At 40.2% G+C, this 26,709-nt stretch carries 20 protein-coding genes; all 20 read left to right on the top strand.

Translation table 11 applies throughout. The features are described 5' to 3' along the window. Nucleotides 1-37: 37 nt before the first annotated feature. The 20 genes from UYI_RS0113220 (at nucleotide 38) to UYI_RS0113120 (ending at nucleotide 26,659) form a co-directional block, all read left to right on the top strand. Nucleotides 38-2,218, top strand: a complete 2,181-nt coding sequence (locus tag UYI_RS0113220; protein ID WP_016867134.1) for a tetratricopeptide repeat protein — start codon at nucleotides 38-40, stop codon at nucleotides 2,216-2,218. A gap of 482 nt (nucleotides 2,219-2,700) precedes the next feature. Continuing rightward, the gene (rfbF, locus tag UYI_RS0113210; RefSeq protein WP_016867132.1) at nucleotides 2,701-3,474 is read left to right on the top strand and encodes a glucose-1-phosphate cytidylyltransferase; all 774 of its coding nucleotides are present in this window, start codon (nucleotides 2,701-2,703) and stop codon (nucleotides 3,472-3,474) included. Between the two features lie 73 nt (nucleotides 3,475-3,547). Next, a complete protein-coding gene (gene lhgO, locus UYI_RS0113205) occupies nucleotides 3,548-4,759 on the top strand; it encodes an L-2-hydroxyglutarate oxidase (protein ID WP_016867131.1) in 1,212 nt (403 codons plus the stop codon). Between the two features lie 291 nt (nucleotides 4,760-5,050). Beyond that, nucleotides 5,051-6,079 (top strand): NAD-dependent epimerase/dehydratase family protein, encoded by a 1,029-nt coding sequence (locus UYI_RS0113200; protein ID WP_016867130.1) that lies wholly within the window; start codon nucleotides 5,051-5,053, stop codon nucleotides 6,077-6,079. 170 nt (nucleotides 6,080-6,249) lie between these two features. Beyond that, a complete protein-coding gene (locus UYI_RS40005; RefSeq protein ID WP_326930419.1) occupies nucleotides 6,250-6,825 on the top strand; it encodes a glycosyltransferase family 2 protein in 576 nt (191 codons plus the stop codon). Nucleotides 6,826-6,830: 5 nt separating this feature from the next. After that, a complete protein-coding gene (locus UYI_RS40000; protein ID WP_326930418.1) occupies nucleotides 6,831-7,187 on the top strand; it encodes a hypothetical protein in 357 nt (118 codons plus the stop codon). Nucleotides 7,188-7,291: 104 nt separating this feature from the next. Beyond that, nucleotides 7,292-7,843 carry a dTDP-4-dehydrorhamnose 3,5-epimerase gene (rfbC, locus tag UYI_RS0113190; RefSeq protein ID WP_016867129.1) on the top strand — a complete coding sequence of 184 codons (552 nt, stop codon included), beginning with the start codon at nucleotides 7,292-7,294 and terminating at the stop codon, nucleotides 7,841-7,843. Nucleotides 7,844-8,184: 341 nt separating this feature from the next. After that, nucleotides 8,185-9,498: an NAD(P)H-dependent oxidoreductase gene (locus UYI_RS0113180; protein ID WP_016867127.1), complete on the top strand. Its 1,314-nt coding sequence runs from the start codon at nucleotides 8,185-8,187 to the stop codon at nucleotides 9,496-9,498. A 1,106-nt stretch (nucleotides 9,499-10,604) separates the two neighbouring features. After that, nucleotides 10,605-11,705 carry a glycosyltransferase gene (locus UYI_RS0113175; RefSeq protein WP_016867126.1) on the top strand — a complete coding sequence of 367 codons (1,101 nt, stop codon included), beginning with the start codon at nucleotides 10,605-10,607 and terminating at the stop codon, nucleotides 11,703-11,705. Between the two features lie 24 nt (nucleotides 11,706-11,729). Next, the gene (locus UYI_RS0113170; protein ID WP_016867125.1) at nucleotides 11,730-13,961 is read left to right on the top strand and encodes a GumC family protein; all 2,232 of its coding nucleotides are present in this window, start codon (nucleotides 11,730-11,732) and stop codon (nucleotides 13,959-13,961) included. Between the two features lie 1,052 nt (nucleotides 13,962-15,013). Continuing rightward, complete coding sequence (gene hepC / locus UYI_RS0113165) at nucleotides 15,014-15,763, top strand: heterocyst development glycosyltransferase HepC (protein WP_016867124.1); 750 nt, start codon at nucleotides 15,014-15,016, stop codon at nucleotides 15,761-15,763. Between the two features lie 186 nt (nucleotides 15,764-15,949). Next, a complete protein-coding gene (gene hepA / locus UYI_RS0113160; RefSeq protein ID WP_016867123.1) occupies nucleotides 15,950-17,797 on the top strand; it encodes a heterocyst formation ABC transporter subunit HepA in 1,848 nt (615 codons plus the stop codon). 41 nt (nucleotides 17,798-17,838) lie between these two features. After that, nucleotides 17,839-18,666 (top strand): class I SAM-dependent methyltransferase, encoded by an 828-nt coding sequence (locus UYI_RS0113155; RefSeq protein WP_016867122.1) that lies wholly within the window; start codon nucleotides 17,839-17,841, stop codon nucleotides 18,664-18,666. A gap of 197 nt (nucleotides 18,667-18,863) precedes the next feature. After that, a complete protein-coding gene (locus tag UYI_RS0113150) occupies nucleotides 18,864-19,838 on the top strand; it encodes a glycosyltransferase family 2 protein (RefSeq protein ID WP_016867121.1) in 975 nt (324 codons plus the stop codon). Nucleotides 19,839-19,977: 139 nt separating this feature from the next. Continuing rightward, nucleotides 19,978-20,988 carry a glycosyltransferase gene (locus UYI_RS0113145; RefSeq protein WP_016867120.1) on the top strand — a complete coding sequence of 337 codons (1,011 nt, stop codon included), beginning with the start codon at nucleotides 19,978-19,980 and terminating at the stop codon, nucleotides 20,986-20,988. 20 nt (nucleotides 20,989-21,008) lie between these two features. Further along, nucleotides 21,009-21,983 (top strand): glycosyltransferase family 2 protein, encoded by a 975-nt coding sequence (locus UYI_RS0113140; protein WP_016867119.1) that lies wholly within the window; start codon nucleotides 21,009-21,011, stop codon nucleotides 21,981-21,983. Nucleotides 21,984-22,059: 76 nt separating this feature from the next. Continuing rightward, nucleotides 22,060-22,944 carry a glycosyltransferase family 2 protein gene (locus tag UYI_RS0113135; RefSeq protein WP_016867118.1) on the top strand — a complete coding sequence of 295 codons (885 nt, stop codon included), beginning with the start codon at nucleotides 22,060-22,062 and terminating at the stop codon, nucleotides 22,942-22,944. 229 nt (nucleotides 22,945-23,173) lie between these two features. Next, nucleotides 23,174-24,328 (top strand): glycosyltransferase family 4 protein, encoded by a 1,155-nt coding sequence (locus UYI_RS0113130; protein WP_016867117.1) that lies wholly within the window; start codon nucleotides 23,174-23,176, stop codon nucleotides 24,326-24,328. Nucleotides 24,329-24,659: 331 nt separating this feature from the next. After that, a complete protein-coding gene (locus UYI_RS0113125) occupies nucleotides 24,660-25,694 on the top strand; it encodes a glycosyltransferase family 2 protein (RefSeq protein WP_016867116.1) in 1,035 nt (344 codons plus the stop codon). Next, nucleotides 25,691-26,659, top strand: a complete 969-nt coding sequence (locus UYI_RS0113120) for a glycosyltransferase family 2 protein (protein WP_026085933.1) — start codon at nucleotides 25,691-25,693, stop codon at nucleotides 26,657-26,659. The genes UYI_RS0113125 and UYI_RS0113120 overlap by 4 nt, the downstream gene beginning before the upstream one ends. Nucleotides 26,660-26,709 lie beyond the last annotated feature (50 nt).

Here is a 26,709-nt window from a genome sequence, read left to right as displayed (position 1 = left end):
TAAAATTACATACACCTTCCCTATCATTAAATATATCATGCAGGTACTACGTTATCTTCCCAACCAAAAAATTGTTCATCTTAATCTCACCGTCAGTTTAGGACGTGGCGGAGAAGCATGTATTTATACAGTGCCAACGGATGCCAATACAGTGGCGAAGGTTTATCACAAGCCATCTGAGATGCAAGCACGGAAACTGGAGGTGATGCTCAATCACCCACCAGAAAACCCCACGGCTAGTCTCGGACACATCTCCATCGCTTGGCCAACAGAACTTTTACGAGCAGCAGATGGTAGCGATCGCATCGTCGGCTTTTTAATGCCCCGAATTCGGAGTATGCGTCCGATCATCGACTTTTACAACCCTAGAACCCGTCGCCAACATTGTCCCTTATTTAGCTATCAATACCTGCTCCGCACTGCTCGTAACTTAGCAGCAGCCTTTGCCGCTTTACATGCCAGTGGCTATTGTGTGGGTGATGTGAATGAGTCAAATATCCTCGTCAGTGACACAGCTTTAGTTACAGTTGTAGACACAGACTCATTCCAAGTTTACGACCCTGACAACGATTTCGTGCATCGTTGTCCCGTTGGTAAACCAGAATTTACCCCTCCAGAACTACAAAATAAAACCTTTGCCAAGTGTGATCGCGCTGTCCCCCATGACTTATTCGGTTTAGCAGTGCTGATCTTCCAACTATTGATGGAAGGTACTCATCCCTTTTCTGGGATTTACCAAGGCGCAGGTGAACCACCACCCTACGAAGCACGCATCGCAGCGGGTCATTTTACCTACAGTCAAAACCGCAGCGTACCCTACGTTCCTACCCCAATTGCACCTCCTTGGAAAATTCTCCACCCCAGCTTGCAAGAACTATTCCTGCGTTGTTTTGAAGATGGTCATAGCAACCCTCTGTTACGTCCCAGCGCTCAAAGTTGGGTATTAGCCTTAGCGGAAGCTGAAGATGCTTTGGTTAGCTGTAGCACTAACCCCCAACACCGCTACAGCAACCACCTAGAAACTTGTCCCTGGTGCGAACGTACCCTGCGCTTAGGTGGACGCGACCCCTTCCCATCTCCACAGGTAATTGCTACAAGAGAACACCTCAAACCCCGCGTCACCGCGAGAAGGCGTACTTCCGACACTCGTCGTTTTCCCCAAACAGCAGCTGTTTCATTCCAGCAACATAGCTATTACAATCCCATACCTCCGCGTAAGCTTCGTGTTTATAAACCTTCTAATAAGGCTGGGTTGTATTCTGTGATTTTTGCCTTGCTTGGCATTGGTACGTTCTTCTATTTGGACTTAACCAATGATCTGACTAGTAATTATCTACGTAAAGATTCTTTAGCTCAACAAAGCTTGATTGAGTCAGGTGACAATCATCTGCATCTGAGTTTTGCAGATTACTACAAACAGGGTCATGCTGCTTACAAAGTCAAAAATTATGAGCAAGCAATTGAAAACTTTACCCTAGCAATTAAAAAGCAACCTCAACACGCCAAAGCCTTTGTTAACCGGGGTAATTCTCATTACAATCTCAAAGATTACGACGCCGCGATCGCTGATTACAATCAAGCAATTAAAATTAACCCCAAAGAAGTAAAAGCTTACGTCAATCGTGGCAATGTCTATTACATGCAAGCTGAATATAGCACTGACCAAGATAAAAACTATCATTTAGCCCTTGCTGATTTTAATACTGCCCTGCGTTTAAATCCTAACGAAGTAGAAGCTTATATCAGAAGGGGTATTGTTCGCGCTCAAATGGCCAAATATAGCGGCGACTCACAGCTAGATTATCAAAAAGCGATCGCTGATTTTAACCAAGCAATCAATATTAATCCATCCAGAGCCGAAGCTCACTATCAGTTAGGTCTTGTCCGCTATCAAATTGCCCAATATAGCAGCAACTTTGAACAAGAATACACCAAAGCAATTTCTGATTTTGGCAGAGCATTAAACATCAATCCGCGATTGTCAAAAGTTTATCTGAAGCGAGGAATTGTCTATCATGAACTCGCTCAGTATGGTGGTAACGAATCTCGCTCCCAGCAAAGCAAAGCTGTAGAAGATTTACAAATGGCTGCAAAAATTTCTCTTGAGCAAGATGATGAAGAAAGTTATCAACAAGCACTAAGCAGCATTTGCATAGTTGTTGAAAATAAATGTGACACTATGTTCCAAAACGCAACTTTTTCCCAAAAAGCTCGTTAATAACGACTTCAAAAATAATATAAATATAGCAGCCGCTTTTGATTTAGAGAGAGTGCAACTTTTTCTAGAAAAACGGCAGCTATATTATTAAGCTATTAAGTTCAAAATATAGTCTTTTTAGCTAATTTGTATTAGATAATTATTACAACTACTTTAATACTAATAAAAATCAACAATACAGAAACAAAATATTTTTATATTAGCCTATATAGACTCTTCAAATCTAAATTTATCTAGCCATATTATGCTAGGTATTGTATTTTTTAATAGTGATTTTAGTCAAAATATAATTTGTTCTGATAGCTACGAACTTTTCCATTTTTTTACACATATAAGCAGTTAATTTACCTGCTCTTCATAATTATCTAGCAAAATACGGTTAGATTGTATACTGAGAAAAACAGCAATAAATAATGCTTTGTCTTCACTGTTAAACGTTTGAATATCTAAATTCATCTACCTAAAACTTTAGAGGCTATTGCATGAAAGCAGTAATTTTGGCTGGAGGACTTGGTACCCGCATTAGCGAAGAAACGAGTGTCAAACCTAAACCTATGGTGGAAATTGGTGGTAAGCCAATATTGTGGCATATCATGAAAATTTACTCCGCTCATGGTATTAATGATTTCATTATTTGCTGTGGTTATAAAGGATACGTAATTAAAGAATATTTTGCTAATTACTTTTTACACATGTCAGATGTGACATTTGACATGCGGTTCAATCAAATGAATGTACATTTAGGTAATGCTGAACCTTGGCGTGTCACTTTGGTAAATACAGGTGATAACACCATGACAGGTGGTAGATTAAAGCGAGTCAGAGAACACATAGGCAATGAAACTTTTTGCTTTACCTACGGTGACGGCGTCAGCAATGTAAATATCACAGAATTAATTAAATTCCATAAAGAACAAAAAACTTTAGGAACACTCACTGCTGTACAACCACCCGGGCGGTTTGGTGCAATTATTTTGGGAAGCGAACAAACCAAAATTAGTAGTTTCCATGAAAAACCAGAAGGAGATGGTGCTTGGATTAATGGCGGCTTTTTTGTATTAGAACCAGAAGTCATCAACTTTATTGCTGATGATTCTACGGTTTGGGAAAAAGAACCATTAGAAAAGCTAGCTGGGATGGAACAGTTGTCTGCTTTTAAACATGATGGTTTTTGGCAGCCAATGGATACCCTCAGAGATAAAAATTATTTAGAAGATTTATGGAATAAGGGCAAAGCGCCTTGGAAAGTATGGTAGATGATCTCAACTTATGAGTTATGAGTAAAAATCAATCCATAATTATTTCGTGGTGACAGGGGCGAGAATACCGATGTACGATTTTGCAATTATAGGTGGGGGCATTGTTGGTCTTTCCACCGGAATGGCCTTAGGTAAAACCTATCCCAATGCCAAGATTCTTGTATTGGAAAAAGAAAACCAATGGGCTTTTCATCAAACTGGTAACAATAGCGGTGTAATTCACTCTGGTATTTACTATAAACCAGGGAGTTTTAAAGCGAAATTCTGCCGTGATGGTTGCCAATCAATGGTGGAATTTTGTCAAGAGCATGGGATTGATTATGAAGTTTGTGGCAAAGTAATAGTTGCTACCGATGAAAGCGAACTACCAGGCTTAGAAAATTTATATAAGCGTGGTTTAGAAAACGGCATCAAAGTTAAGAGAATTAGCCCAGAGGAAGTCAAAGAATTTGAACCCCACGTTACCAGTGTAGGTGGAATTTACGTATATTCTACAGGTATTGCTAACTACAAGCAAGTTTGTCTCAAGTACGCGGAAATCATTTCCCAACAAGGAGGGGAATTACGACTCAACACAAAAGTTGAAAAAATAGTTCCCAGTGGCAACAATCAAGTACTAGAGACAAATAACGGTACTTTTGAAACTCGGTTTGTAATTAACTGTGCTGGTTTGCACAGCGATCGCATTGCCAAACTAGGTAAAGTAGACCCACAAGCAAAAATAGTACCTTTCCGGGGTGAATATTACGAACTAATACCAGAAAAACGCTATCTTGTCAAAGGTTTAATATATCCAGTTCCTAACCCCGACTTTCCTTTCTTAGGCGTTCATTTTACCCGGATGATTGATGGGACTGTCCACGCCGGGCCCAACGCCGTTTTGAGTCTCAAACGGGAAGGTTATAAAAAGACTGACTTTGACTTGCGTGACTTTGCTGAAGTCATGACCTATCCTGGTTTTTGGAAACTAGCAGCTAAACACGCTGACGAAGGCATCAAAGAAATTATTCGTTCCTTTAGTAAAGCAGCCTTTACCAGAAGTTTGCAAAAACTAATTCCCGAAGTTAAATCAGAAGATTTAATTCCCACCCACGCTGGAGTTCGCGCCCAAGCATTAATGAATGACGGTAAGTTAGTCGATGACTTTTTAATTATTCACGGACAAAACACCGCTCATGTATGCAATGCACCTTCCCCAGCAGCCACTTCTTCAATTGAAATTGGTAAAGCCATAGTTGCTCAAATTCCCCAACCACAGCATCTTCAAACCACAGTAGCCTGACAACATCACAGTGCTTACCAATAGATGCAACAGCAGCTTCAAGGTAGAGTAGGTTGGTGAAAAATCGCCAACCACTCAGACTCTAAGACACAAAGAATTTTGGCATTGCATAATTGCGGAATGCGAGTTGGAATTTGCGCCAACACTCATCACTGTGTCTGGGTGTCCCCGTATCAGCCGCAATCATCATATGATTCAGCAACGTCAGAATTCTCATTCATTTTGCTGTACCCGCCCAACTTATTTCTAATCGTAATCAATTCATTAATCAACACATAAGGACTTTTCACAATGAAGATTCTCGTCACAGGAACAGAAGGTTATCTCGGCTCATTATTACCTCCTTTGTTAATTCAAAAAGGGCATGAAGTTATCGGTGTAGATACTGGTTTTTATAAAGTAGGTTGGTTATATAACGGAACTGAACTAACAGCTAAAACCCTCAACAAAGACATCCGTCACATCACCTTAGAAGACTTGCAAGGTGTCGAAGCAGTAGTCCACATGGCGGAACTCTCTAATGATCCAACTGGACAGCTAGCACCTAATATTACCTATGATATTAATCACAAAGGTTCAGTTCGTCTTGCCAACCTAGCAAAAGAAGCAGGTGTACGTCGGTTTGTTTACATGTCTTCTTGTAGTGTTTATGGTGTAGCGACAGAAGGAGACGTCACCGAAGAATCTCCTGTTAATCCTCAAACAGCCTACGCAGAATGTAAAACCCTGGTAGAGCGAGATGTCAAACTACTTGCTGATGATGACTTCTCTCCTACCTTTATGCGAAATGCTACCGCCTTTGGTGCTTCCCCCAGAATGCGCTTTGATATTGTTTTAAATAACTTGGCAGGTTTAGCATGGACTACTAAGGAAATCAAAATGACTAGCGATGGTACACCGTGGCGTCCGCTAGTTCACGCCCTAGATATTTGTAAGGCTATTGTCTGCACTCTGGAAGCCCCCCGCGATATTATACACAACCAAATTTTCAACGTTGGGGACACCGCTAATAACTATCGAGTTAGAGAAATTGCGGAAATTATCGCGAATACCTTCCCTGGATGTAAATTAAGTTTTGGTGAACAAGGAGCAGACAATCGCAGTTATCGAGTTTCTTTTGAGAAAATCAATAGCGTCTTACCTGGCTTTAAGTGTGATTGGAACGCCCAGCAGGGTGCTAAACAATTATTTGATTTATTTTCCCAAATTGACATGACAGAAGATGTTTTCTTATCTAGAGGCTTTACTCGCTTGAAGCAACTAGAGTATCTGATTCGTACACAACAAATTGATCAAGATTTCTTCTGGGCTAAATATTAACTAAATAATTTGATTGGTAAGATAAAATGCTTGCAGATTCTGAATCAAACAGCTTTTCTTGGGTCTGCAAATTTTACCAATCATTTTTTGTAATAAATTTTAGATTTGGTGTATCTCTAAAGAATTCTATGGTAAAGGCTAAACCTCATTGAGCAAAAAATAAATTAAATATGGATACTATACTCACAATTGCACTCCCTACTTATAATCGTGCCCACTTACTTGATAAGCAGCTAGCTTGGTTACTCAAAGCAATTAATGGTTTGGAGTCTGAATGTGAAATTATTGTTTCTGATAACTGCTCAACAGACAACACTCAAGAAGTCATTCAGAAATGGTTGCCGAGTTTTCAAAAGGCTAAATTTCATGCCAATAGAAATAGTGAAAATCTCGGTGTGATGAAAAATATTGCCTATTGTATAAATACAGCAACAAGTAAATATATCTGGACAATAGGCGATGACGATCCCATACAGAAAAGAACACTGGGTTACGTACTCAAAAATCTCAAAGAGCATCCAGAAATATCATTGTTAATTCTCAATTTTTCTTGCCGCCATGAACCTACAGGTAATTTGATTTATCCACGTTGCTATCAAATAGAAACTGAAGAAGTGCGTGATGATGGTAAGGCTGTATTTGAGCGGTGTATCCAAGAAAATCATTCTGGTGTCGGGTTTATGACTGCTCAGGTGTATAGAGCAGATCTGGTAAAGCAAGCTGTTAAAAATGGTCAACAGGTGTAAAGAATATGGAGGCACAAGTTTTCTGGACTGCATATTGTGCCGCTCATGGAAGTGTAAAAATTACAAAAGAAACCTATGTCGAAAGTGCCTTTGGTAGTAGCTATTGGATGCGCGAACCAAAAACACTGTTGAGAATGCAATATATTGATTTGCCACTACTTTATGTGAAATTAATGGAAGCAGGCTACTCTAGTCAATTTTGTCGAAAGTTGATTTTAAAGCATTTTATCAGAAATAACTGGCGAGTTTTCTTTGGAGCTTTGAGAAGATGGCCTGTTCTGGCTGTCAGTACAATAGTTCCTTACTTAGGTTTGGTCAGTGTCTCTGCTTTGGAGTTTGTGATACCTTCCAGAGAAATATAATTAGCAATAAAAAGTTACTAAACATATCATAATTAGTTGGTAGTTAGTAGTGAATTACTAATCATTATCCACTAATCTACTTTATTCACTCTACGAGGTTACTGATGATTTTTACCAAAACTGAACTCAAAGACGCATACATTATTGATTTAGAAGAAAAACACGATCATCGTGGTTTTTTTGCACGTACTTTCTGCGCTAAAGAATTTGAAGCACATGGTTTAAAGCCAACAGTTGCCCAATGCAATCTTTCTTTCAACTACAAAAAAGGAACTTTGCGGGGAATGCATTATCAAGTTCCCCCAGCAGCAGAAACAAAGTTGATTCGTTGTACTAAAGGCGCTATCTATGACGTAATTATTGATATGCGTCCAGAATCTCCCACATTTTTACAACATTTTGGTGTAGAACTAACCGCAGAAAATCATCGTGCTTTATATGTACCGGAGATGTTTGCTCACGGCTATCAAGCACTTACCGATGGAGCAGAAGTCACATATCAAGTTGGAGAGTTCTATACTCCGGGATATGAAAGAGGTCTACGCTATGACGATCCTTTCTTTAACATTAAATGGCCTTTGGAAGTAACAGAAATTTCTGAAAAAGATTTGAATTGGCCTTTAATGTCAATGATGAGTGTTGGGGGTTCCAAGTAACAAAATTTATGTCTGATGGGAATTGGAACTGGGAAAACAATTATTGGTTAGAAATCGACCACCGATAAACACCGATGCACACTGATAGACACAGATAGATTTTCTGTTTGCATTTAATGTGATTTGTTGGTGATTGCTTTTTTAAATAGAATTGGGTTGTTTGGTTTTTCAGTTACATTAGACATATATTTTGTTAAATTTTTATCTGGCGAAAGTAATACAAAAGAATTAGCAAAATTTATATCTATATCTTTTGTCGCCATCCAAATAAAAAATTGCATTTTAGTTAATGCAATTTTTTAGCTTATTTAGTTTATTTAGAAAAAACAGGAGTTTAGTTAATGATTATTGTCGATCGCGCTTTAGCTGCTCGTGCAGAAGCAGGCAACCCCGTAAAAGTAGGTATGATTGGTGCAGGCTTTATGGGTCGGGGAATTGCTAATCAAATTGCTAACTCTGTTCCCGGTATGGAGTTGGTTGCTATCTCCAACCGCAGTATTGATGCAGCGAAGCGGGCTTATTCAGAAGCAGGGATTGAAAATTTGCAAGTCGCTAATACTGTGACGGAATTAGAAGATGCGATCGCAAATGGAGGCTATACAGTCACCGAAGATCCGATGTTACTTTGCCGCGCTGAAGGTATTGATGCCTTAATTGAAGTTACTGGCGCTGTGGAGTTTGGCGCTCATGTAATCATGGAAGCGATCGCCCATCGTAAACACGTGATCATGATGAATGCTGAACTTGATGGTACGGTGGGCGCTATTTTGAAAGTGTACGCTGACAAAGCAGGTGTGATTCTCACCGCCTGCGATGGCGACCAGCCAGGGGTACAAATGAATCTCTACCGCTTTGTAAAAAGTATTGGTCTGACTCCTCTATTGTGTGGTAACATTAAGGGCCTACAAGATCCATATCGTAACCCCACCACCCAAGAAGCATTTGCCAAGCGTTGGGGGCAAAAACCCCACATGGTCACTAGCTTCGCCGACGGCACAAAAATTTCCTTCGAGCAGGCGATCGTTGCCAATGGCACAGGCATGAAGGTTGCCAAGCGGGGAATGCTGGGCTATAACTTTGATGGCCACGTCGATGAAATGACCAAAATGTATGACGTTGACCAACTCAAGGAACTCGGCGGTATCGTTGATTATGTAGTTGGTGCTAAACCAGGACCAGGAGTATTTGTATTTGCTACTCATGATGATCCTAAGCAACGTCATTACCTCAACTTATACAAATTAGGTGAAGGACCTTTATATAGTTTTTATACTCCTTACCATCTCTGCCATTTTGAAGTGCCGTTGTCTGTTGCTCGGGCTGTTCTGTTTCAAGATTATGTCTTAAGTCCCTTAGGCGCTCCCATTGTTGATGTTGTCACCACTGCCAAAATAGATTTGAAAGCAGGTGAAACCTTAGATGGTATTGGTTATTACATGACTTATGGGCAGTGTGAAAACTCTCATGTAGTTCAAGAGCAAAATCTCTTACCAATGGGTTTAGCTGAAGGATGTCGTCTCAAACGAGATATTCCTAAAGACCAAGTCCTGACCTACGATGATGTGGAACTGCCAGAAGGTAGACTTTGCGACAAACTCAGAGCTGAGCAAAATGCTTATTTCGCCTCGTCTAAAACCTTGACAGCGGTTGGGTAATTAGAGCGACGCAAAATCAAAATATTGTTTATCGTAAAGACGCGAAACTTCGCGTCTTTGCTGTACAGATGAATTGAACCAAAATCCTGCCCTCCAATATGCTCACAATGAGGAGATCAAAACAAACGTAGACGCGCTAGCGATGAGCTAGTGCTTGACTAGGGTTCCTCGTTCCCTATTTTTTAGAATACAGATGAACACTGATGTACACCGATTCATCACTCACGCATAATCTATCTGTGCACATCGGTGTGTATCGGTGTACCCTGCGGGAAGACGCTTGCGCGTCTACGACTACTAAAAAATATAGCGTTTGCCGATGGAGTCAACTGGAGGAAAAAACGAACACTGATGTATTACAGGTTTGCCGTTAAGACAATCTCCGATCCCTATTTTCAAGACAGCTATGCATGAGAATATCCTACAACTAAGTATGAAAATTCTTACACCTTCTGCCTTCTGCCTTATTTTCAAGACAGGTCTATTAATGAAATATCTGCAAAAAGAATAAAAATTTATAATAAACGCATGTATTCTTAGTTAATATTCCCTCCAAATAGGGTAAATTGGGGTATCTCAATTAGTAAATCCCGAAAAAATTAAAGTTTTTGTAAACCAGATCATATAATACTAAACTTTTTCTCCGATTTCAAGGAAAATCTCGATATGAACACTTTAAAAACACAAATCAAACAATCACTGATGCCAATTTTCAATAAATTACCACTAAAGCTACTTGACAAAATAGCAATAGACTTATCGCAAAATTCCTCTAATTGCTCAATCGGTAACAATACATTTAAAAAACATCATATATCCTTATCCCCTAGATAAGCACAATGCATAGTCTGTCTGACTTGGAGGTGAAGTTCTAGAAAACCTTACCAAAGCGATCGCTTCTTGTTTATAGAGACTAGGGAACTTCATCAAAAATTTATAAAAACTGGAATTTACTGGGAACTTCTTTAAAACTTGAAAGTCATATCGGGATTTTCCTATGCATAGATTGTATTTAAAGATGTATTAACGAATAACTAAGCATGAGTATGGTGTTAATAATTAATTTTTCAGTTAATGCTGTTGTATAGAGTCAACTTACAAAGAATATGAAAGTAGCTTTAGTCCATGATTACTTAACCCAGCGAGGGGGCGCAGAAAGAGTCTTTGAATTACTTTGTAAACGCTACCCCCAAGCAGACATCTACACCTCTTTGTATGACCCCCAACAAACAATCGACTTGGGTGAACGGATTGTCAATACAACTTTTTTACAAAATATTCCTGGTGCTGCTAAATATTTTCGCCTCATGGCTCCTTTTTATTTTCCAGCCTTTCGTGCTTTAGACTTGCAGGAATATGATTTGATTATTAGCAGTAGCACCAGTTTCGCTAAAGCAGTACGAAAAAACCCTTCAGCAAAGCATATTTGCTTTTGTCATAACATTACTCGTTTTTTATGGGATACAGAAACATATTTACGGGAGTACGGAGATTATAGATACTTTGCTCCTTTAATCGAGCAAGTTTTTCAAGTGATGAGAAGGGTGGATCTTGCATATGCACAAGAACCAGACCTCTACATAGCAAATTCCAGTGTTGTAGCTCGCCGTATCCAAACTACTTACGGCAAAAAAGCTATTGTTATTAATTATCCTATTGATACTAGTAAATTTGTTTTTGCAAAGTCCAAAGAAGATTATTATCTAGCCTCGGCTCGGATGATCAGCTACAAACGTCTTGATATAATAGTCGAAGCTTTTAATTGGCTTGGATGGCGATTATTAATATCAGGAGATGGTCCAGAGCGAGAACGCTTACAATCGAAAGCTCTTAGCAACGTAGAGTTTTTAGGACATGTCCCGGATGCCCAACGTACACAATTGTTCGCTAAAGCTAGATCCATCATAGTAGCAGCTCTAGAAGATTATGGATTAGTTCCAGTCGAGGCAAATGCTAGTGGTACACCAGTAATTGCCTATGGGGCAGGTGGAGTATTAGATACTCAAATACCTGGTAAAACAGGGGTATTTTTTAAGAGGCAAACACCTGAATCTCTTCAAGCCGCTCTACTAGAAGCCAGGGAAATTGATTGGGATTACGAAGACATTCGTAATCATGCAGTGGCAAACTTTTCAGAGGAAGCTTTCTTTAGTAAAGTTGACCAAGTTGTTGATCAAGCTTGTAATTTAAACATTTCACTAGTTTGACTTGTTAGCTGAGGGATAGTAAACGTGATTCAATCCAGTCTGAGTCCCCATGTAAATCCAGTTAATGAAACAGAACCGGGTTATGGGCAAATATTTGCGGTACTCATCCGCAGACTTCCTTGGTTTTTAGTAGTATTTGTTACCTGTATTGCTGGTGCTGCTTTGCTCACTAAAAGAACACCACCAACATACAAAAGCTCAATGCAACTGTTGGTAAAACCCAACTATGAAGGTAATACCCAAGGAACACAATCCACAGGAAGTAGTTTTACTGATTCTAACGTTGTAATTGATACTGCTACTCAGCTCAATATCATGCAAAGCTCGGTGCTTATTCAAAGAGCAGTTGATAAACTCAAGCCCGAGTACCCAGATATAACAGCAGACCAGATTCAGGGCGCTTTGGTATTAAATCAATTAAGAACAAAAGAAGACAATCTTGCTACCAATATTTTTCAAGCGGATTATACCGATACAGATCCAGATAAAACACAAAGAGTTCTAAATGCAATTAGACAAGTATATTTGGAATACAACCAACAACAACAAGCTGAGCGTTTGAGAAAAGGTCTAAGAGTTGTCCAACAACAGTTAAGAGACACCGTAGAAGAAGTCAATAGAGCAGAAGCAAACTTACAGCGCTTCCGTAGAAATCAAAATTTAATTGACCCAGAATCACAGGCAAAATCTCTAGAAGATAATTTAAACTCTATTCTTCAGGATCGACGCACAACTCGCGCTCAATATGAAGAAGCAAAGGCTCGTTATGCATCTTTGCAACAACAATTGCAAAGTACTCCACAGAATGCCCTTGTAGAGGCTCGTTTGAGTCAGTCTACCCGCTACCAAGCATTACTCAACGAAATCCAAAAAACGCAATTGGCTTTAGCACAGGAACGCTTGCGCTTTACTGATCAAGCTCCCAGTGTGATCAAGCTAGTAGAACAACTGCAACAACAGAAACAATTGTTGCAACAAGAAGCAGGAAATACTCTAGGAGCGCAACAGAGTAACGTCAACGCCTCAGGAGGTAATCTCCTCAACCAAGGACAGAAGAGTCAAATTGACCTGACTCTTGCTGGTCAGTTAGTAGAGACACAAACTAATTTACTTGCCTTGGCTGCTCGTGACCAAAGTTTAGCCCAAAAAGAACAGCAGGTACGTGATGAACTCAAAGGCTTCCCGGCCAAATTAGCTGAGTACAGTCGCCTACAACCCCAAATTCAACTTGGTCGTGAAAGACTGCAAGAACTGTTAAAAGCACAACAACAGTTACAGCAGGAACTTGATAAAGGAGGATTTAACTGGGAAGTTGTAGAACCACCCCGCAAGGGTGCCTTTATGGGCCCCAACCTCCAGCAAAATTTGATGTTGGGTGCAGTTGTTGGTCTGATGTTAGGAGGTGTTGCTGCCTTTATTCGTGATGCATCTGATGATTCTGTTCATACTACCGCTGAATTAGAAAGGCAGACTGCTTTGCCGGTATTGGGAACTACTCCTAAACTGCCACTTGCTAAAACTAGAGAATCAGTCTTCAAGTTACCCTTTGGTAAGCCAGAGGTGCTTGCACCTTGGACAATTCAAGTTCTGCAATCTCCTCCACGCTGGGAATCACTGGATTTAATTTATAAAAATATTGAACTTTTAAATTCAGTTTCCACCTTCAAATCTTTGATGGTAACTTCAGCATTACCCGATGAAGGTAAGTCAGGTTTAGCATTGGGTTTAGCAATGAGTGCTGCTCGTTTACATAAACGAGTATTACTCATCGATGCGAACCTACGCGCTCCCAACCTGCACAAACAACTTAATCTTCCCAACGAACAAGGACTTTCCACTTTACTGGTGAGTGAGTCTACTCTACCCAATCAAATTAGTATTCCTTCTGCTGGCTCATCATACATAGATATTTTGACCGCCGGCCCTGCACCAGCCGACCCAGCTAATTTGTTGAGTTCTCCTCGTATGGAAGAATTGATGGCTGCCTTTGAAGAGAACTATGATTTGGTAATTGTAGATGCTCCTCCGGTTCTCGGTTTAGTAGATGCCCTACTCACAGCCTCAGCTTGTCGTAGTGTTGTTATGGTAGCCAGCATTGGTAGAGTCACAAGAACTCAACTCGCCCAAGCTACAGCTATGCTCAGTAGATTAAATCTGATTGGTGTTGTGGCAAATGGAGTTTCAGATGCTGGCAGCACCTACGTACCTTATGCAAAACAACACTCACTCGCATTGCAAAGAGCGATAGAAGAATAGACAATCTAGATTAACGAACGGTTGACAGCTAGCGCTACCCTTGCGGGTAGCGCAAAGTTTTTATTAGATATCTCCAGAAATGAATTATAGCTTGTCCGTTTGAATACTCATACTTTCACCAAGGCTGGTAATTGTACATCTGTTTTGAAAATGGATTTAGGAGTATAGGGGTGTAGGAGGAGTTAAATTTTTATTTCCTCGTTATAAGTATAATTACTATTGGACATAGTTAGCTTTTAGCCCCAAATTTATTTGACGGTGGGATATTGCGTAGGGGCAAGAACAGCTGCAAGAAACACAATTTTTCTCCTACACTCTTAGACCCTCATACCCCCTTTTTAAGAACAGGCACACTTACAGCGATCGCCTAAATGGAACAAACAAGCCAAATCTTCTTCCCTTCTGCCTCCTGCCCTCTGCCTTCTTAAAAGTCACTAACCGTATTGCTCTGAAGCCTACTGTCCTCGGTAAGCAAGTAGTGACTTTAGGCTTTTATGGTATGTAATACGTGAACTGAAACCTCCAAAGAAGTACTGCTTTCTCTGCCTGAAATTATATTTGTTCGTAATAATTAAAATTTTGTTAATTGCCAAATCTTTTTAAATAAAAAATTATTTACGTAGTTTCATCACAGAAGAAATTCATAGTAACTTAATATTTTTTTGTAAAACACGCAAGCTCTTTAAAGAGTGAATAAAGAATTTATTTTTACGACCGCGATTCTTACTGAGTCTTATATCCTAGATATTGAAGCACATTGATTCCAAAATTGAAAGTACAAAATGAAAAAAAATTCAAGTTTAAAAACATAATTTTTTTAGATAAATCCAAAAGATAAACAATATCTTTAACTTCTTATAAATATCTAGCTTATCAAACAGGAATTTAATAAACAAGATGTGTAGATGTCTATATGACAGCTCATTTTGTTGCTTACTTAAATAAATTCCCAGGTTTGATTCTAAGTAAAAGACTGAGAAAAGATCAGATTCTTTGGCGCAAAAGCCTTTGATATCAGGTCAGTAATCTACCATAAGTATAACTTAAAACATATGACTACCTCAATAATTTCAGCTTTAGACGCTTGCTATAGTGAAACTCAAACACAAAAAGGCGATCGCCACCCATACTGCACACTTGTGTGGCGACGGGATCAGTTGTTAGTAAAGCCTCTAGGAAAATTAAAGCAACCATATCTGCCTGTACTAGATGACGAGCAATTATTAGTAGAGTGCTTAAAACGTTCTTCAGTTAAGTTAGTTCGTATAGATCCAAAACTAGGCGAAGCGAAGCTGAACCTTTGGGCTAATGCCTGTGAGCAAGCATCTAAGCCTATATACTTACGTATAAACTCTGGCAAAAATTACCATATATCAGAAAGTCCTCTATTGAAAACCTTTAAGCGGTTAGGAGATAGGATTGTTGCCTTATTGTTTTTGCTAGTAATAAGTCCGATCGCATTAGGATTAGGATTATTAATGCAACTGTCTTCCTCAGAACCGATTTTGGAGAGGGAGTGGCACGTTGGCGAACGGGGTAGGTTATTTCGGGGATTTAAGTTTCGCACCACAGCACTAAATAAAAAAACTGGATTACACAATCTGCCATTGATATTAAATGTAGTGCGGGGTGAAATGAGCCTAACAGGTCCCCGTTGCTGGACATTAGCAGAAGCGCTAGAACTAAGCGCCAAAGAACAACCACAACTAAATCAACTACCAGGAGTTGTGGGTTCATGGCAGGTAGAGGAAGCAGAATCCAATCAGTTGATTTTGGATTCAGTAAATAGCTTTGAACTGTAATGTTCATATACTTGCTGGTCTATGTAGAGTAGGATGATTACATCCTACTCATTACTACATCTAGAACTAGGTGGAAAATGACATAGACCCTCTTTGTATTCTTCGTCTGCTTGATAGTTGCTTCATGCTTGAGTGCCACAAACGTAATGTGTATGCGCTACTATCCCAGAACTTTTATAGAAAATTATGCCCCGACAAATATCTCTATTAACCCGTAGGTTAGTGCAAGCTACTAGTTTTTGGAAAAATAATCGCTTCATTTTACGAGAATTTAAACATTTCCGACGGCTTGTAATTGCTGCTTTGGTTTTCTCGTTTTTGGCAGCAACTTTTGAAGGCTTCGGTCTGGGTTTTTTACTTGCTTTTCTGCAAAGTTTAACAAGCCCAGATGCCGAGCCTGTAAGAACAGGTGTTCAATGGTTTGATGTCTCTATTTTAGGAGTAAATGCATCTGCTACGGAACGACTGTATAGAATATCAGCATTAATCATCTTTACCACTCTTATACGTATTTCTTTAGGCTATACTGCCCAGATTTGCAACCAGTTTTGTGAAGTTCATTTGGCAGATAACTTATGTAAACGCATTTTTGAGCAGTTACAAGCTCAAAGCTTAGTGTACTTTGCCAAAAAACAATCTGGTGAATTAATCGATATTCTGACTACTGAAATTTTAAGAGTGAGGCAGATTTTTGGAGGTCTAGCTTTTCTAACCACCAGAGCTTTAACTCTACTTATTTATTCTATATCGCTGTTTGTCTTATCGTGGCAATTAACAGTTGTTTCATTTCTATTATTTAGTTTGATAGGAGTTGGTATTTCCACACTTAACAAACGAATTAGAGAAATTAGTTTTGGTATTTCTATTGCTAACGGCAAATTTACTGCAACTTCTTTAGAATTGATCAATGGTATCCGTACAGTTCAAGCATCTTCGACTCAAGACTTTGAGCGCAAGAGATATTATCAAGCTAGTGAAAATGTCGTCAAAGCGTGGAAAAAAAATTTTTTAATTTCTAATATTCCTAAACCAGTAGCAGAAGCTTCATCGACAATGATCATGGTTAGCATGATTATTTTTGTTGTTACTAGTGGCTTCATGCAAATTGGCGAATTATTAACTTTCTTCTTTGTGCTATTTCGGATTATCCCGATTATTCAAGATTTGAATGGAACGACAGCTTTTATCAGTAGTCAAGGAGGAGCAATAGATAATATTCAAAATTTGCTTAAACCTGATGATAAAGTTTATTTTCAAAATGGCAAAATTGAGTTTCGGGAGTTGCAAAGAGCAATAGATGTAGTCTCGGTAGATTTTGGCTATGATCGCGAGAATTTAGTCTTACATAACATCACACTTTCTATCGAAAAAGGCAAAATGACAGCGCTGGTTGGATCTACTGGTGCAGGAAAATCAACCCTAGCTGATTTAATCCCTCGCTTCCACGATCCCACAGAAGGAAAGGTTTTGGTCGATGGAGTTGATCTACGAGAATTTGAAATTGATTCTTGGCGACGCAAAATGGCCGTAGTCAGTCAAGATACATTTATTTTTAATACCTCTATCCGCAACAATATTGCCTACGGTACACCAAGAGCAACCGAAGCAGAAATTCGAGAAGCCGCACGCTTAGCCAATGCACTTGAATTTATCGAAGAAATGCCCGAAGGTTTTGATACAGTGTTAGGCGATCGCGGTGTGCGGTTATCTGGAGGACAAAGACAACGAATTGCCATTGCTAGAGCTTTACTACGCAATCCCCAAATTCTAATTTTAGATGAAGCCACAAGCGCTTTAGATTCAGTAACAGAGAGGTTAATTCAAGAATCTCTGGAAAAACTTTCTGCGGGTCGAACAGTGATTGCGATCGCTCACCGCCTTTCTACAATCGCCAAAGCAGATAAAGTAGTCGTGCTAGAACATGGTCGAATTGTAGAACAAGGCAAGTATCAAGATTTACTCGAGCAACGTGGTAAACTCTGGAAATATCACCAGGCTCAGTACGAGTCTAATCAGGGTAGCTCTACAACTTAGTCTGAATTTAGTAAATCCCTGCTATTTATATCAATCCATATATGGAGCAACTATCTACAACTCAAACTTCTCAATTAGAAAATCCTGACTCCCAAACACAAACTCTCCTGCAAACCAGTATCGCTGCTGGCCATTTGGGAGCAAATGCGATCGAATACAGCAAGGAGATGTCTGATGAGGAAGAACACGAACAATTTGAATGGGCTAGTCAAAAAATCTCCTTGCTGATTGAAACACTCAAGCAAATACCCAACCGCAAACGGGTAGCAGATATTGGGTGTCGTACTGGCGGTCAAGCAGCCTACTACAAAGCCCAAGTCGGTGAGATTACCGAAATGCACGGCTTTGACATTTCCGAAGCACCCTTAGAGGTAGCTAAAAGAGCTGGTATCCTTACCCATGTTTGGGTGAGTGGAGAGTCTGCTTGTCCTGTAGAAGATAACTTCTTTGATGTGATCATTGCTGGTGACATTATTGAACACTTAATGGACACTGACGTATTTTTACAAGAATTGCGGCGTGTACTTCGTCCAGGTGGATATTTGCTGATCACTACTCCCAACATCGCTTGGTGGTGGAATCGTATCCGTCTGTTATTTGGTAAAGTTCCTGCTAATATTGCTTCAGTTTCTTTTCGGACTTCTCTTGACCCAGCCGTAGACTGCAAGCATCTACGCGTCAGCGTGAATAATGAATGGTTGTATCTATTCGCACAGCATAATTATGAGTGTGTATCAATCACTGGATACAACTATCCCAAATTATTGCGCTGGCCTTTTAACTTCTTTGATCATCTGCTTAAGCGCGATCCCTCGCTAGCACACAGCAATCTTTTTGTGTTGAGAAAACCGCTTTCCCAAAGCTGCTAAAACAGGACTTGCTCAAACCTCCTGTAAATTTCAGGAGGTTCAATGTAAAAAATCAGTGTCTATATTGACATTTGCTCAAGTAAGTAGAGTTGGCTAGATACTGACTCTACTGATACATAAAGCTTCACTGCTCCTGAAAATTTTGCTAACAAATTAACCCATCTATAAACTTTAAACCCTAAATTTATACAACTAAAATGTTAGTTTCCGTAATTATTTCTAACTACAACTATGCTCGCTACCTATCTGCGGCAATAGAATCGGTCTTGGCACAAAGTTACACAAACTTTGAAATTATCGTCGTTGATGACGGTTCTAAAGATAATAGCCGTGATGTCATCAACCAATACGAACAGCGATCGCCACATCAAGTCAAAGGTATTTTTCAGGAAAACCAAGGACAAGGTGCTGCATTTAACACGGGATTTGCAGCAGCAAGAGGTGAGATCATTGCCTTTTTAGATGCTGACGATGTTTGGAAGCCCAACAAATTACAACGCATCGTCGAAGCATTCCAAGACTCAAATACAGTTGGTGTCATGCATCAATTGGAAAGTATCGATGCTGAAGACAGATTACTAGATACAAATTATACAAGAGGTCGAGTACCCAACATAGAATTAGCAAAATTGATTTTGGATACAGGTAATGCTTGGTGCTATCCTCCCACTTCTGCCTTAGCTTACCGCCGCAGTGCTTTAGCAAAAGTCATGCCAATCGATACAAAAACTTGGCGGTTGTGGGCTGATGGCTGTCTTGTTTATTGCACTGCTTTTTTGGGTAAAATTCAATATCTTAAAGAAGTATTGGGTAGTTACCGTTTGCATGGTAAAAACTATCACGCCAGTCAGCAAAATCCGGTATTAACTAGTGAAGAACAAGCTAGTTGGCAAGCGGCGATGGAGACCACAAACCAAGGGGTAAATGCCTTTTTAGAGCGTATAAATTGCCCTGCTAGAGTAAACCTAATGCGGAATCTTGACTACCGACGTAGCCTCTATTACTGGCGAGGCAAATGGAGTACACAGGAAATGCTGGCAATTTCTGGTATAATAATACGCTATCCTTTCTACACTCCCACAGAGCGAGTGTACTTTCTTTTCAGATTTCTACTCAAAAGTATGGGCTTTTTAATGCGTCCGCAATCCCAGTTAGAAAATTTATCAGCTTAGTAGTTCAAGATACTGTATAAACAGCACAGGTAAAACTAACATCAGACTATTCACGAAACATACTTCAGTAATATTTACCAGGGACATCAGTAGTTCGTAGTTTGCTCACACACCACCCTTCAGCAAATCTTCACATTCTATGTCCAACGAACCAAATCCCTATCGTCCCAGAATCTTACCGCTCGCAACCAATCTCACACGCCCCCTCTGGTCAGTAATGATTCCAACATACAATAGTGGAAATTATCTGCGGGAAACACTGGCTAGCGTGTTAGCCCAAGATCCTGGTGGGGAGGTGATGCAGATTACTGTTATTGATAACTGTTCTACCAAAGACGACCCGGCAAAAATAATCGCAGAACTGGGAGGCGATCGCATAGAACTTCATCGCCAACCCACAAATGTAGGCATGGTGAACAACTTTCAAAAATGTATAGAATTAGCTCGCGGTCATTTGGTTCACATTCTCCATGCTGATGATTGCGTACGACCTGGTTTTTACGAACAACTTGGACGCGCTTTCCATGAGCATCCCAAAATTGGTGCGGCTTTCTGCCGTACTATTTTTACGAATGAGTTTGGTCAATGGATCAAAATTACAGACCTAGAACAGCCTGAAAGTGGTATTTTGCCAAGTGAGTGGTTAGAGAAGCTGGCCGATATTTGTCGCATTTCACCACCAGCGATGGTAGTACGCCGAGAAGTATACGAACAACTGGGTGGATTTGATAGTCGCTGTGGTTTGTGTATTGACTGGGAAATGTGGGTACGAATCTTTGTCAATTACCCTATTTGGTTTGAAGTTGAACCTTTAGCAACATGGCGAATCCACTTAGGTTCTAGTACCTCTACTAATGTTGCAGATGGCCACTATGCTAAATCTTTATATCAGGCAATTCTAAGTATAGAATCATGCTTAGGTGACAGAGTACCAAAGAAAATCTACGATAACGCTAAACAAAACTGTGCTTTCTTTGCTCTACGAACCGCCAGAAATTTACTAAAAAAAGGTGATACAACAAGAGCGATCGCTCAAATCAAAGCAGCCCTCACCTATAGTCAATCTTTTCGTGTTGTGCGATCGGCTTCTCGCTTATTCTTATTAAATAGCACACTTTTATTATTACGAAAAACCACACCTGATACTTAATTGCATACATAGTCAAAACTATGAATATCAATTCTCAATCACAAACTCCCCTAGTAAGCATTATTACCCCAACCTACAACCGTCCAGATTACTTAAAACAAGCTCTCAAAAGTGCTATCAGCCAAACCTATCAAAATATTGAAATTATTGTTTCTGATAATTGCAGTCCGGAAAATCCCCAAGCAATTGTGGAATCATTTAATGACCCACGCATCCGTTTCTTCCGCAATGAAACCAACTTAGGTATGCTCCCTAACACCATTAAAGCTTTTAAAATGGCACGGGGAAAGTATGTCGCGGCTTTGCTTGATGACGATTTATGGGAAGAAGATTTCTTAGCAAAACTTGTTCCTCCATTAGAAGCAAATCCTAATTTAGTCCTAGCTTTTTGCGACCATTATGTGATTAATGCTGATGGCACCATTGATTATGAACTGACAGAACATTGTTCGCAATTATTTAAACGGGCGGAGCTATCCGAAGGTATTTACCAACCTTTTTATAAACTTGGTTTAGTAGATCAAGCAGTAGCTTCAGCAATGGCTGCTGTCATTCGTAATGATCTTATAGATTGGGATAGTATTCCTCCAGAAGTTGGTGGCTCATGGGATGTTTATTTAACTTATTTGTGTTGCCGTACAGGTATGGGAGCCTATTATTGTCCTCAAAAATTAACCAGATACCGCAGGCATGATCAAACAGAAACAATGCAAAGCGGTAGACTCAATTACCAAGCAAAAATCCGTAAATCTCAGGCAGACATGTTTTGCTTAGAGATATTTATGCAAGATGAAAATCTCCAAGAATTTAAAACCTATTTTCAACAGCAGTGGGTAAAAGTCAGCACAAGTTTAGGAATTGGCTTAATGCGAGCTGAACAAACTAAACAAGCACGTCCATATCTTTGGCGTTCCTTGCGTCAACAGCTAAATTTACGGACTATAGCTGCATTGATGCTGAGTTTTACTCCTCCGAAAATAGCCGCTAAATTTTAAAATAATACGGAAATATATTCGGCTATTTGTATATCTAAAACATCCAGTTATTTATTATATATAGAGGTAAAAATAAATGCGAGTTTCCGCTTGCGTCACAACTAGAAATCGCACAGAATCATTGGATATTTGCCTACAAGCACTGTGGAATTCTCAAATTAAACCCCATATGGTAGTCGTTTCTGACGATTCTACTGATCCTGAAGTACAACAGGCAAATTACCAAGTTGTGCAGAAATATCCAGGTACAACTTATATCCAAGGGCCTCGTCGTGGTGTTTGTGCCAACCGCAACAATGCAGTGAATGCCATTCCAGAATCGGAAACTGACTTTGTTGCTTTTGTTGATGATGATATTTTGGTACAACCAGACTTTTTTAGTTTGGCGATCGCAAGATATTCCCAAATGCCAACAGAAGAGAAAAATCTAGCTATCTTAACAGGTACTAGCAAAAACGAATACGTCCAATTTTTTCCAGCTAGACTCACATTCCAAGGGCATTTTTTACCCACTCATGATGCTCCTCAAACAGTAGTTATTCACGCAACTTTATTCCCCAGACAATTTTTTACCCAAGAACAGTGGGATGAAAATATCTTTTTTGGTTACGAAGATGCTGAACTTGCTTTGCGAGCAATTAAGCGTGGTTATAAGATTTTATATTGTCCAGAATTAAGGGCCGATATTAATCCAGTAGAAAGCGTTTTAGCAAGCGGTACGATTGCTGCTGGTATTGGTGGAATTAACAATTATGATTTACATGTCGAAGCGGCTCGACTTTATATTGGCATCAAACGCTATAAAGATTTGTTCCCCAACCCTTTAAAATTAATAGCTTTTCTATTTATATACTTTTTACAAATGTCAAAGTACTTGTTAGAACATAAAGCTATTCATGCTTGGCCAGAAATTGTGCGTCGTTCTCATATTCAAAGATTATTACTACCATCTGGAACTTGAAAATTATCAAGAAGGCAGTCCCAATGAACAAAATTTCACCGTCATGATGAAAAACCTCACCCCCTGCCCCTCTCCTTAGTAAGGAGAGGGATGGTGTAGCTGGGGTGAGGTGACTTTCAACTCATAAGGCATAAGGAAAATCCTAAATATATTTCTGAGTTTCAAATAAAGAAAAAATTGATGCATTGATATATTTTTCTAACTCAATTTTAGAGGATAGTTAAACATCGTGAAACTTTGCATTGTTACCCACAATGTTGTTAAAGGTAATGGTCAAGGTCGGGTCAACTATGAAGTTGTCTGGGACGCAATTCGTCGGGGTTATCATGTTACTCTAGTAGCCAGTGAAGTGGCTTCAGAGTTACAGCAGCATAGCCAAGTGAGATGGATTTGTGTTCCAGTCAAAGGCTGGCCGACAGAAATTCTTCGCAATATGATTTTCTCTTGGCGGAGTGGTAATTGGCTGCGTCAACATCGGTCTGAGTTTGATTTAGTCAAAGCCAATGGTGCGATTACAACGGTTCCTGCTGATGTGAATGCAGTGCATTTTGTGCATAGTTCTTGGCTGAAATTCTCCAGTATGGGAACTATGCCTAAGTCTGTGAAGAATATATTAAATCCACGTTCAGTTGTATACGATTTTTACCAATGGCTATACACAGCGATGAATGCACGTTGGGAAAAATCAGCTTTCCAGCAAGCGCAGGTAGTTGTAGCAGTCTCTGATAAAGTCGGCAAGGATTTGTTGGAAATTGGTGTACCACCAGAACGCTTGCAAGTAATTGTCAATGGCGTTGATCTGCAAGAGTTTTCACCCGGAGTAAGCGATCGCCAAAAATGGAACCTCCCCCAAGATGTACCTTTAGCCCTGTTTGCTGGGGATATTAGAATTCCTCGTAAAAATTTGGATACGGTCTTACATGCCTTGGTCAAAGTACCAGATTTGCATTTGGCAGTTGCGGGAATTACTGAAGGCAGCCCCTATTTGCAACTGGCGGCATCTCTGGGGTTAAATGAGCGAGTGCATTTTCTGGGACTTTGCCGTGATGTCCCGGAGTTGATGAGAGCAGTAGATTTTCTGGTCTTTCCTTCCCGCTATGATCCTTTTGGACTAGTAGTGATTGAGGCTATGGCTTGCGGTTTACCTGTAATTACTGCCGTGACTACAGGTGCAGCAGAATTGGTACAGCCAGAAGCGGGCATTGTACTATCAGACCCCAATAATACCGAAGCTTTAATACAGGCACTGTCATCTTTAACGAGCGATCGCACCTTGCGGAGTCAAATGGGTAAGGCAGCCCGGACTATTGCTGAACAACATAGTTGGCAGTTGATGGCAAAGAGTTACGTAGATTTATTTGAAGAGTTAGTTAAATCAATTTAAAGATCAAAAAAAGTAGTGGGAAATAGCACTGATGAACATGAATAATACATTAATATCCTTCTAACAAAAAAGATATATTAATGAACCACAAAAGCTACAAAATAAACTAAGGATTTAATAGTTGATTATGAACTAAGTAGGTCGGCACAAATAAATCTAATTCGTTGGGGTCGTCATTTGTCCTTGGTCATTGGTAAGGGTTTTAGGTGTCTTGATTTTTCGTAATATAGTTATGTTTATTCCCACCGACTTACTTAGTAAAGGGGTAATTAATTTTTTCACCCTCTCTACTTTTTACTTCTACATTCCTACTTTATAAAAATATATTGCTATGCCAGAATTACCATCAGTTGCTATCTGTATACCCACCTATAACCAAGCCCAATATTTGCTAGAGTCTGTAGGAACTGCTGTAGCTCAAACTTATCCAAATGTAGAAGTTTGGGTTGCTGATAACGCCAGCACTGACAATACACCAGAGGTGATGGCACAACTATGTCAGCAATTTCCACAAATTCGATATCATCGTCATTCAGAAAATCTGGGAATGACCCCGAACTGTAATTGGGTTTTGAGTCAGCCCAAAACCGATTATGTAATCCGCCTCGATTCAGATGACGCGATCGCACCTCGTTATGTAGAGACTTTAGTAGCTCTGATGCAGAAATATCCAGAGGCTGGCTGGGGTCATGTCGCCACTCAGGAAATTGACGAACGGGGACAAAAACGAGCCATCCGCAGAGTAGCAAGAAAGCATGAGTTTCAAAGTGCGGATGAAGCACTACAAGCATCAGTTTCGGGTCTGCGGACTGCTTCTAGCATTTTTATATTTAAAGCTCAAGCTTTGCGAGAAGTAGGGTTTTATGGTGATGGCAACCTCAAGTACAGCGAAGACTATGATTTAGCGGTGAGAATGTCCGATGCTGGCTATGGCAATGTCTACTCGGATGATATCTTAGCTGAGTACCGCGTCTGGACAGATACCCAAAAAATACGTCCCAAGCGCAAAGGTGATCAACTGCAAGCTTATGTTTGGATTTACAACAAAAGCTTCATACCTGCCTTTCAAAGAAGAGGTTGGGATACCAAAGTTATTGATAAATGTCGGCAAAAGATGGCATTGATTCATGCTGCTGCTTGTTTTTCTCCGATCTTCACCACCGCAGAACGAGCAGAACTGATTACTTTATTAAAAGAATTGGGTGATTCGCCAGCATTACGGTTGCGTCTTTTGGCTTGCTCCTTTGGTCTTGGCCCGATGTTTGATTGGCAACATCACATGGAGTTAAAGTTAAAAGGTATGGTCAAAGGCTGGTTAAGTTGGCTCAAGAGTACTGCAAAAGTTAGCGCAGGTGTCAGCCCATGATGACAATCAGCGTCATGATTCCTACCTACCGTCGTCCCCAGGATTTGGTGCGGTGTCTTAAAGCACTAGAGCAACAAACTCGTAAACCCGAACAAGTTGTGGTAGTGGTGCGCGACACAGATACTGATACTTGGTCTTTTCTCCAAGATTATCATCCCCAAGGCTTCAGCTTAGAAGCAGCAACGGTCAAAGTCCCTGGTGTAGTTGCCGCGATGAATGTAGGTTTAGATGCAGCCAAGGGAGATATGATCGCCATCACCGATGACGATGCTGCACCCCATCCAGATTGGTTGGCACGGATAGAAGCCCACTTTTTGTCTGATACTCACATCGGTGGTGTTGGTGGCCGGGATTTGGTGTACGTAGGGGATAAACTCATCTACAAAGGTGAGTCAGAAGTAGTAGGGAAATTACAGTGGTATGGACGTGTAATTGGCGACCATCATAAAGGTATAGGTGCAGCCCGAGAAGTAGACGTACTCAAAGGTGTGAATATGGCGTATCGTCGTCATGCGATCGCTGGTTTACGTTTTGATGAACGTATGCTTGGTACAGGAGCGCAGGTACACTTTGAATTGGCATTTAGCCTAGCATTGCGGAGTCAAGGCTGGAAACTCATCTACGATCCCCTGATAGCCGTAGATCACTACCCAGCCCAGCGCTTTGATGAAGACCAGCGCAATAACTTTAATCACCTTGCCTGGAAAAACGCCGTCCACAATGAAACCCTAGCCCTATTAGAATACTTACCACCTTTGAGGCTAGTAGTATTTATGCTTTGGGCTACACTTGTTGGTACACGTACGGCTTTTGGTTTGCTACAGTTATTGCGATTTTTGCCCAAGGAAAAAACCTTAGCATGGCAGAAATGGCTGGCATCTATGCAAGGACGCATCCAGGCTTGGCAGACTTGGCTGTCTCATCACAGCTTCACATCATCAGCCAAAACCCAGCAAGCTTCATGAAAGCAGGAGGCAGAAGGCAAAGAAGGCAGTCCTGAAAAAACCTCACCCCC

This window comes from Fischerella muscicola PCC 7414 (assembly GCF_000317205.1).
Classification (GTDB): domain Bacteria; phylum Cyanobacteriota; class Cyanobacteriia; order Cyanobacteriales; family Nostocaceae; genus Fischerella; species Fischerella muscicola.
This window is presented reverse-complemented; position numbering and strand designations above follow the sequence as displayed.

What these genes read in the sequence shown, in the direction of transcription:
- hepA (WP_016867123.1), top strand. Translation starts at nt 15,950, where the DNA reads ATGCCCCGACAAATATCTCTATTAACCCGTAGGTTAGTGCAAGCTACT.
- UYI_RS0113145 (WP_016867120.1), top strand. Translation starts at nt 19,978, where the DNA reads ATGTCCAACGAACCAAATCCCTATCGTCCCAGAATCTTACCGCTCGCA.
- UYI_RS0113150 (WP_016867121.1), top strand. Translation starts at nt 18,864, where the DNA reads ATGTTAGTTTCCGTAATTATTTCTAACTACAACTATGCTCGCTACCTA.
- UYI_RS0113135 (WP_016867118.1), top strand. Translation starts at nt 22,060, where the DNA reads ATGCGAGTTTCCGCTTGCGTCACAACTAGAAATCGCACAGAATCATTG.
- lhgO (WP_016867131.1), top strand. Translation starts at nt 3,548, where the DNA reads ATGTACGATTTTGCAATTATAGGTGGGGGCATTGTTGGTCTTTCCACC.
- UYI_RS0113180 (WP_016867127.1), top strand. Translation starts at nt 8,185, where the DNA reads ATGATTATTGTCGATCGCGCTTTAGCTGCTCGTGCAGAAGCAGGCAAC.
- rfbF (WP_016867132.1), top strand. Translation starts at nt 2,701, where the DNA reads ATGAAAGCAGTAATTTTGGCTGGAGGACTTGGTACCCGCATTAGCGAA.
- UYI_RS40005 (WP_326930419.1), top strand. Translation starts at nt 6,250, where the DNA reads ATGGATACTATACTCACAATTGCACTCCCTACTTATAATCGTGCCCAC.
- UYI_RS40000 (WP_326930418.1), top strand. Translation starts at nt 6,831, where the DNA reads ATGGAGGCACAAGTTTTCTGGACTGCATATTGTGCCGCTCATGGAAGT.
- hepC (WP_016867124.1), top strand. Translation starts at nt 15,014, where the DNA reads ATGACTACCTCAATAATTTCAGCTTTAGACGCTTGCTATAGTGAAACT.
- UYI_RS0113220 (WP_016867134.1), top strand. Translation starts at nt 38, where the DNA reads ATGCAGGTACTACGTTATCTTCCCAACCAAAAAATTGTTCATCTTAAT.
- rfbC (WP_016867129.1), top strand. Translation starts at nt 7,292, where the DNA reads ATGATTTTTACCAAAACTGAACTCAAAGACGCATACATTATTGATTTA.
- UYI_RS0113125 (WP_016867116.1), top strand. Translation starts at nt 24,660, where the DNA reads ATGCCAGAATTACCATCAGTTGCTATCTGTATACCCACCTATAACCAA.
- UYI_RS0113155 (WP_016867122.1), top strand. Translation starts at nt 17,839, where the DNA reads ATGGAGCAACTATCTACAACTCAAACTTCTCAATTAGAAAATCCTGAC.
- UYI_RS0113120 (WP_026085933.1), top strand. Translation starts at nt 25,691, where the DNA reads ATGATGACAATCAGCGTCATGATTCCTACCTACCGTCGTCCCCAGGAT.
- UYI_RS0113175 (WP_016867126.1), top strand. Translation starts at nt 10,605, where the DNA reads ATGAAAGTAGCTTTAGTCCATGATTACTTAACCCAGCGAGGGGGCGCA.
- UYI_RS0113140 (WP_016867119.1), top strand. Translation starts at nt 21,009, where the DNA reads ATGAATATCAATTCTCAATCACAAACTCCCCTAGTAAGCATTATTACC.
- UYI_RS0113200 (WP_016867130.1), top strand. Translation starts at nt 5,051, where the DNA reads ATGAAGATTCTCGTCACAGGAACAGAAGGTTATCTCGGCTCATTATTA.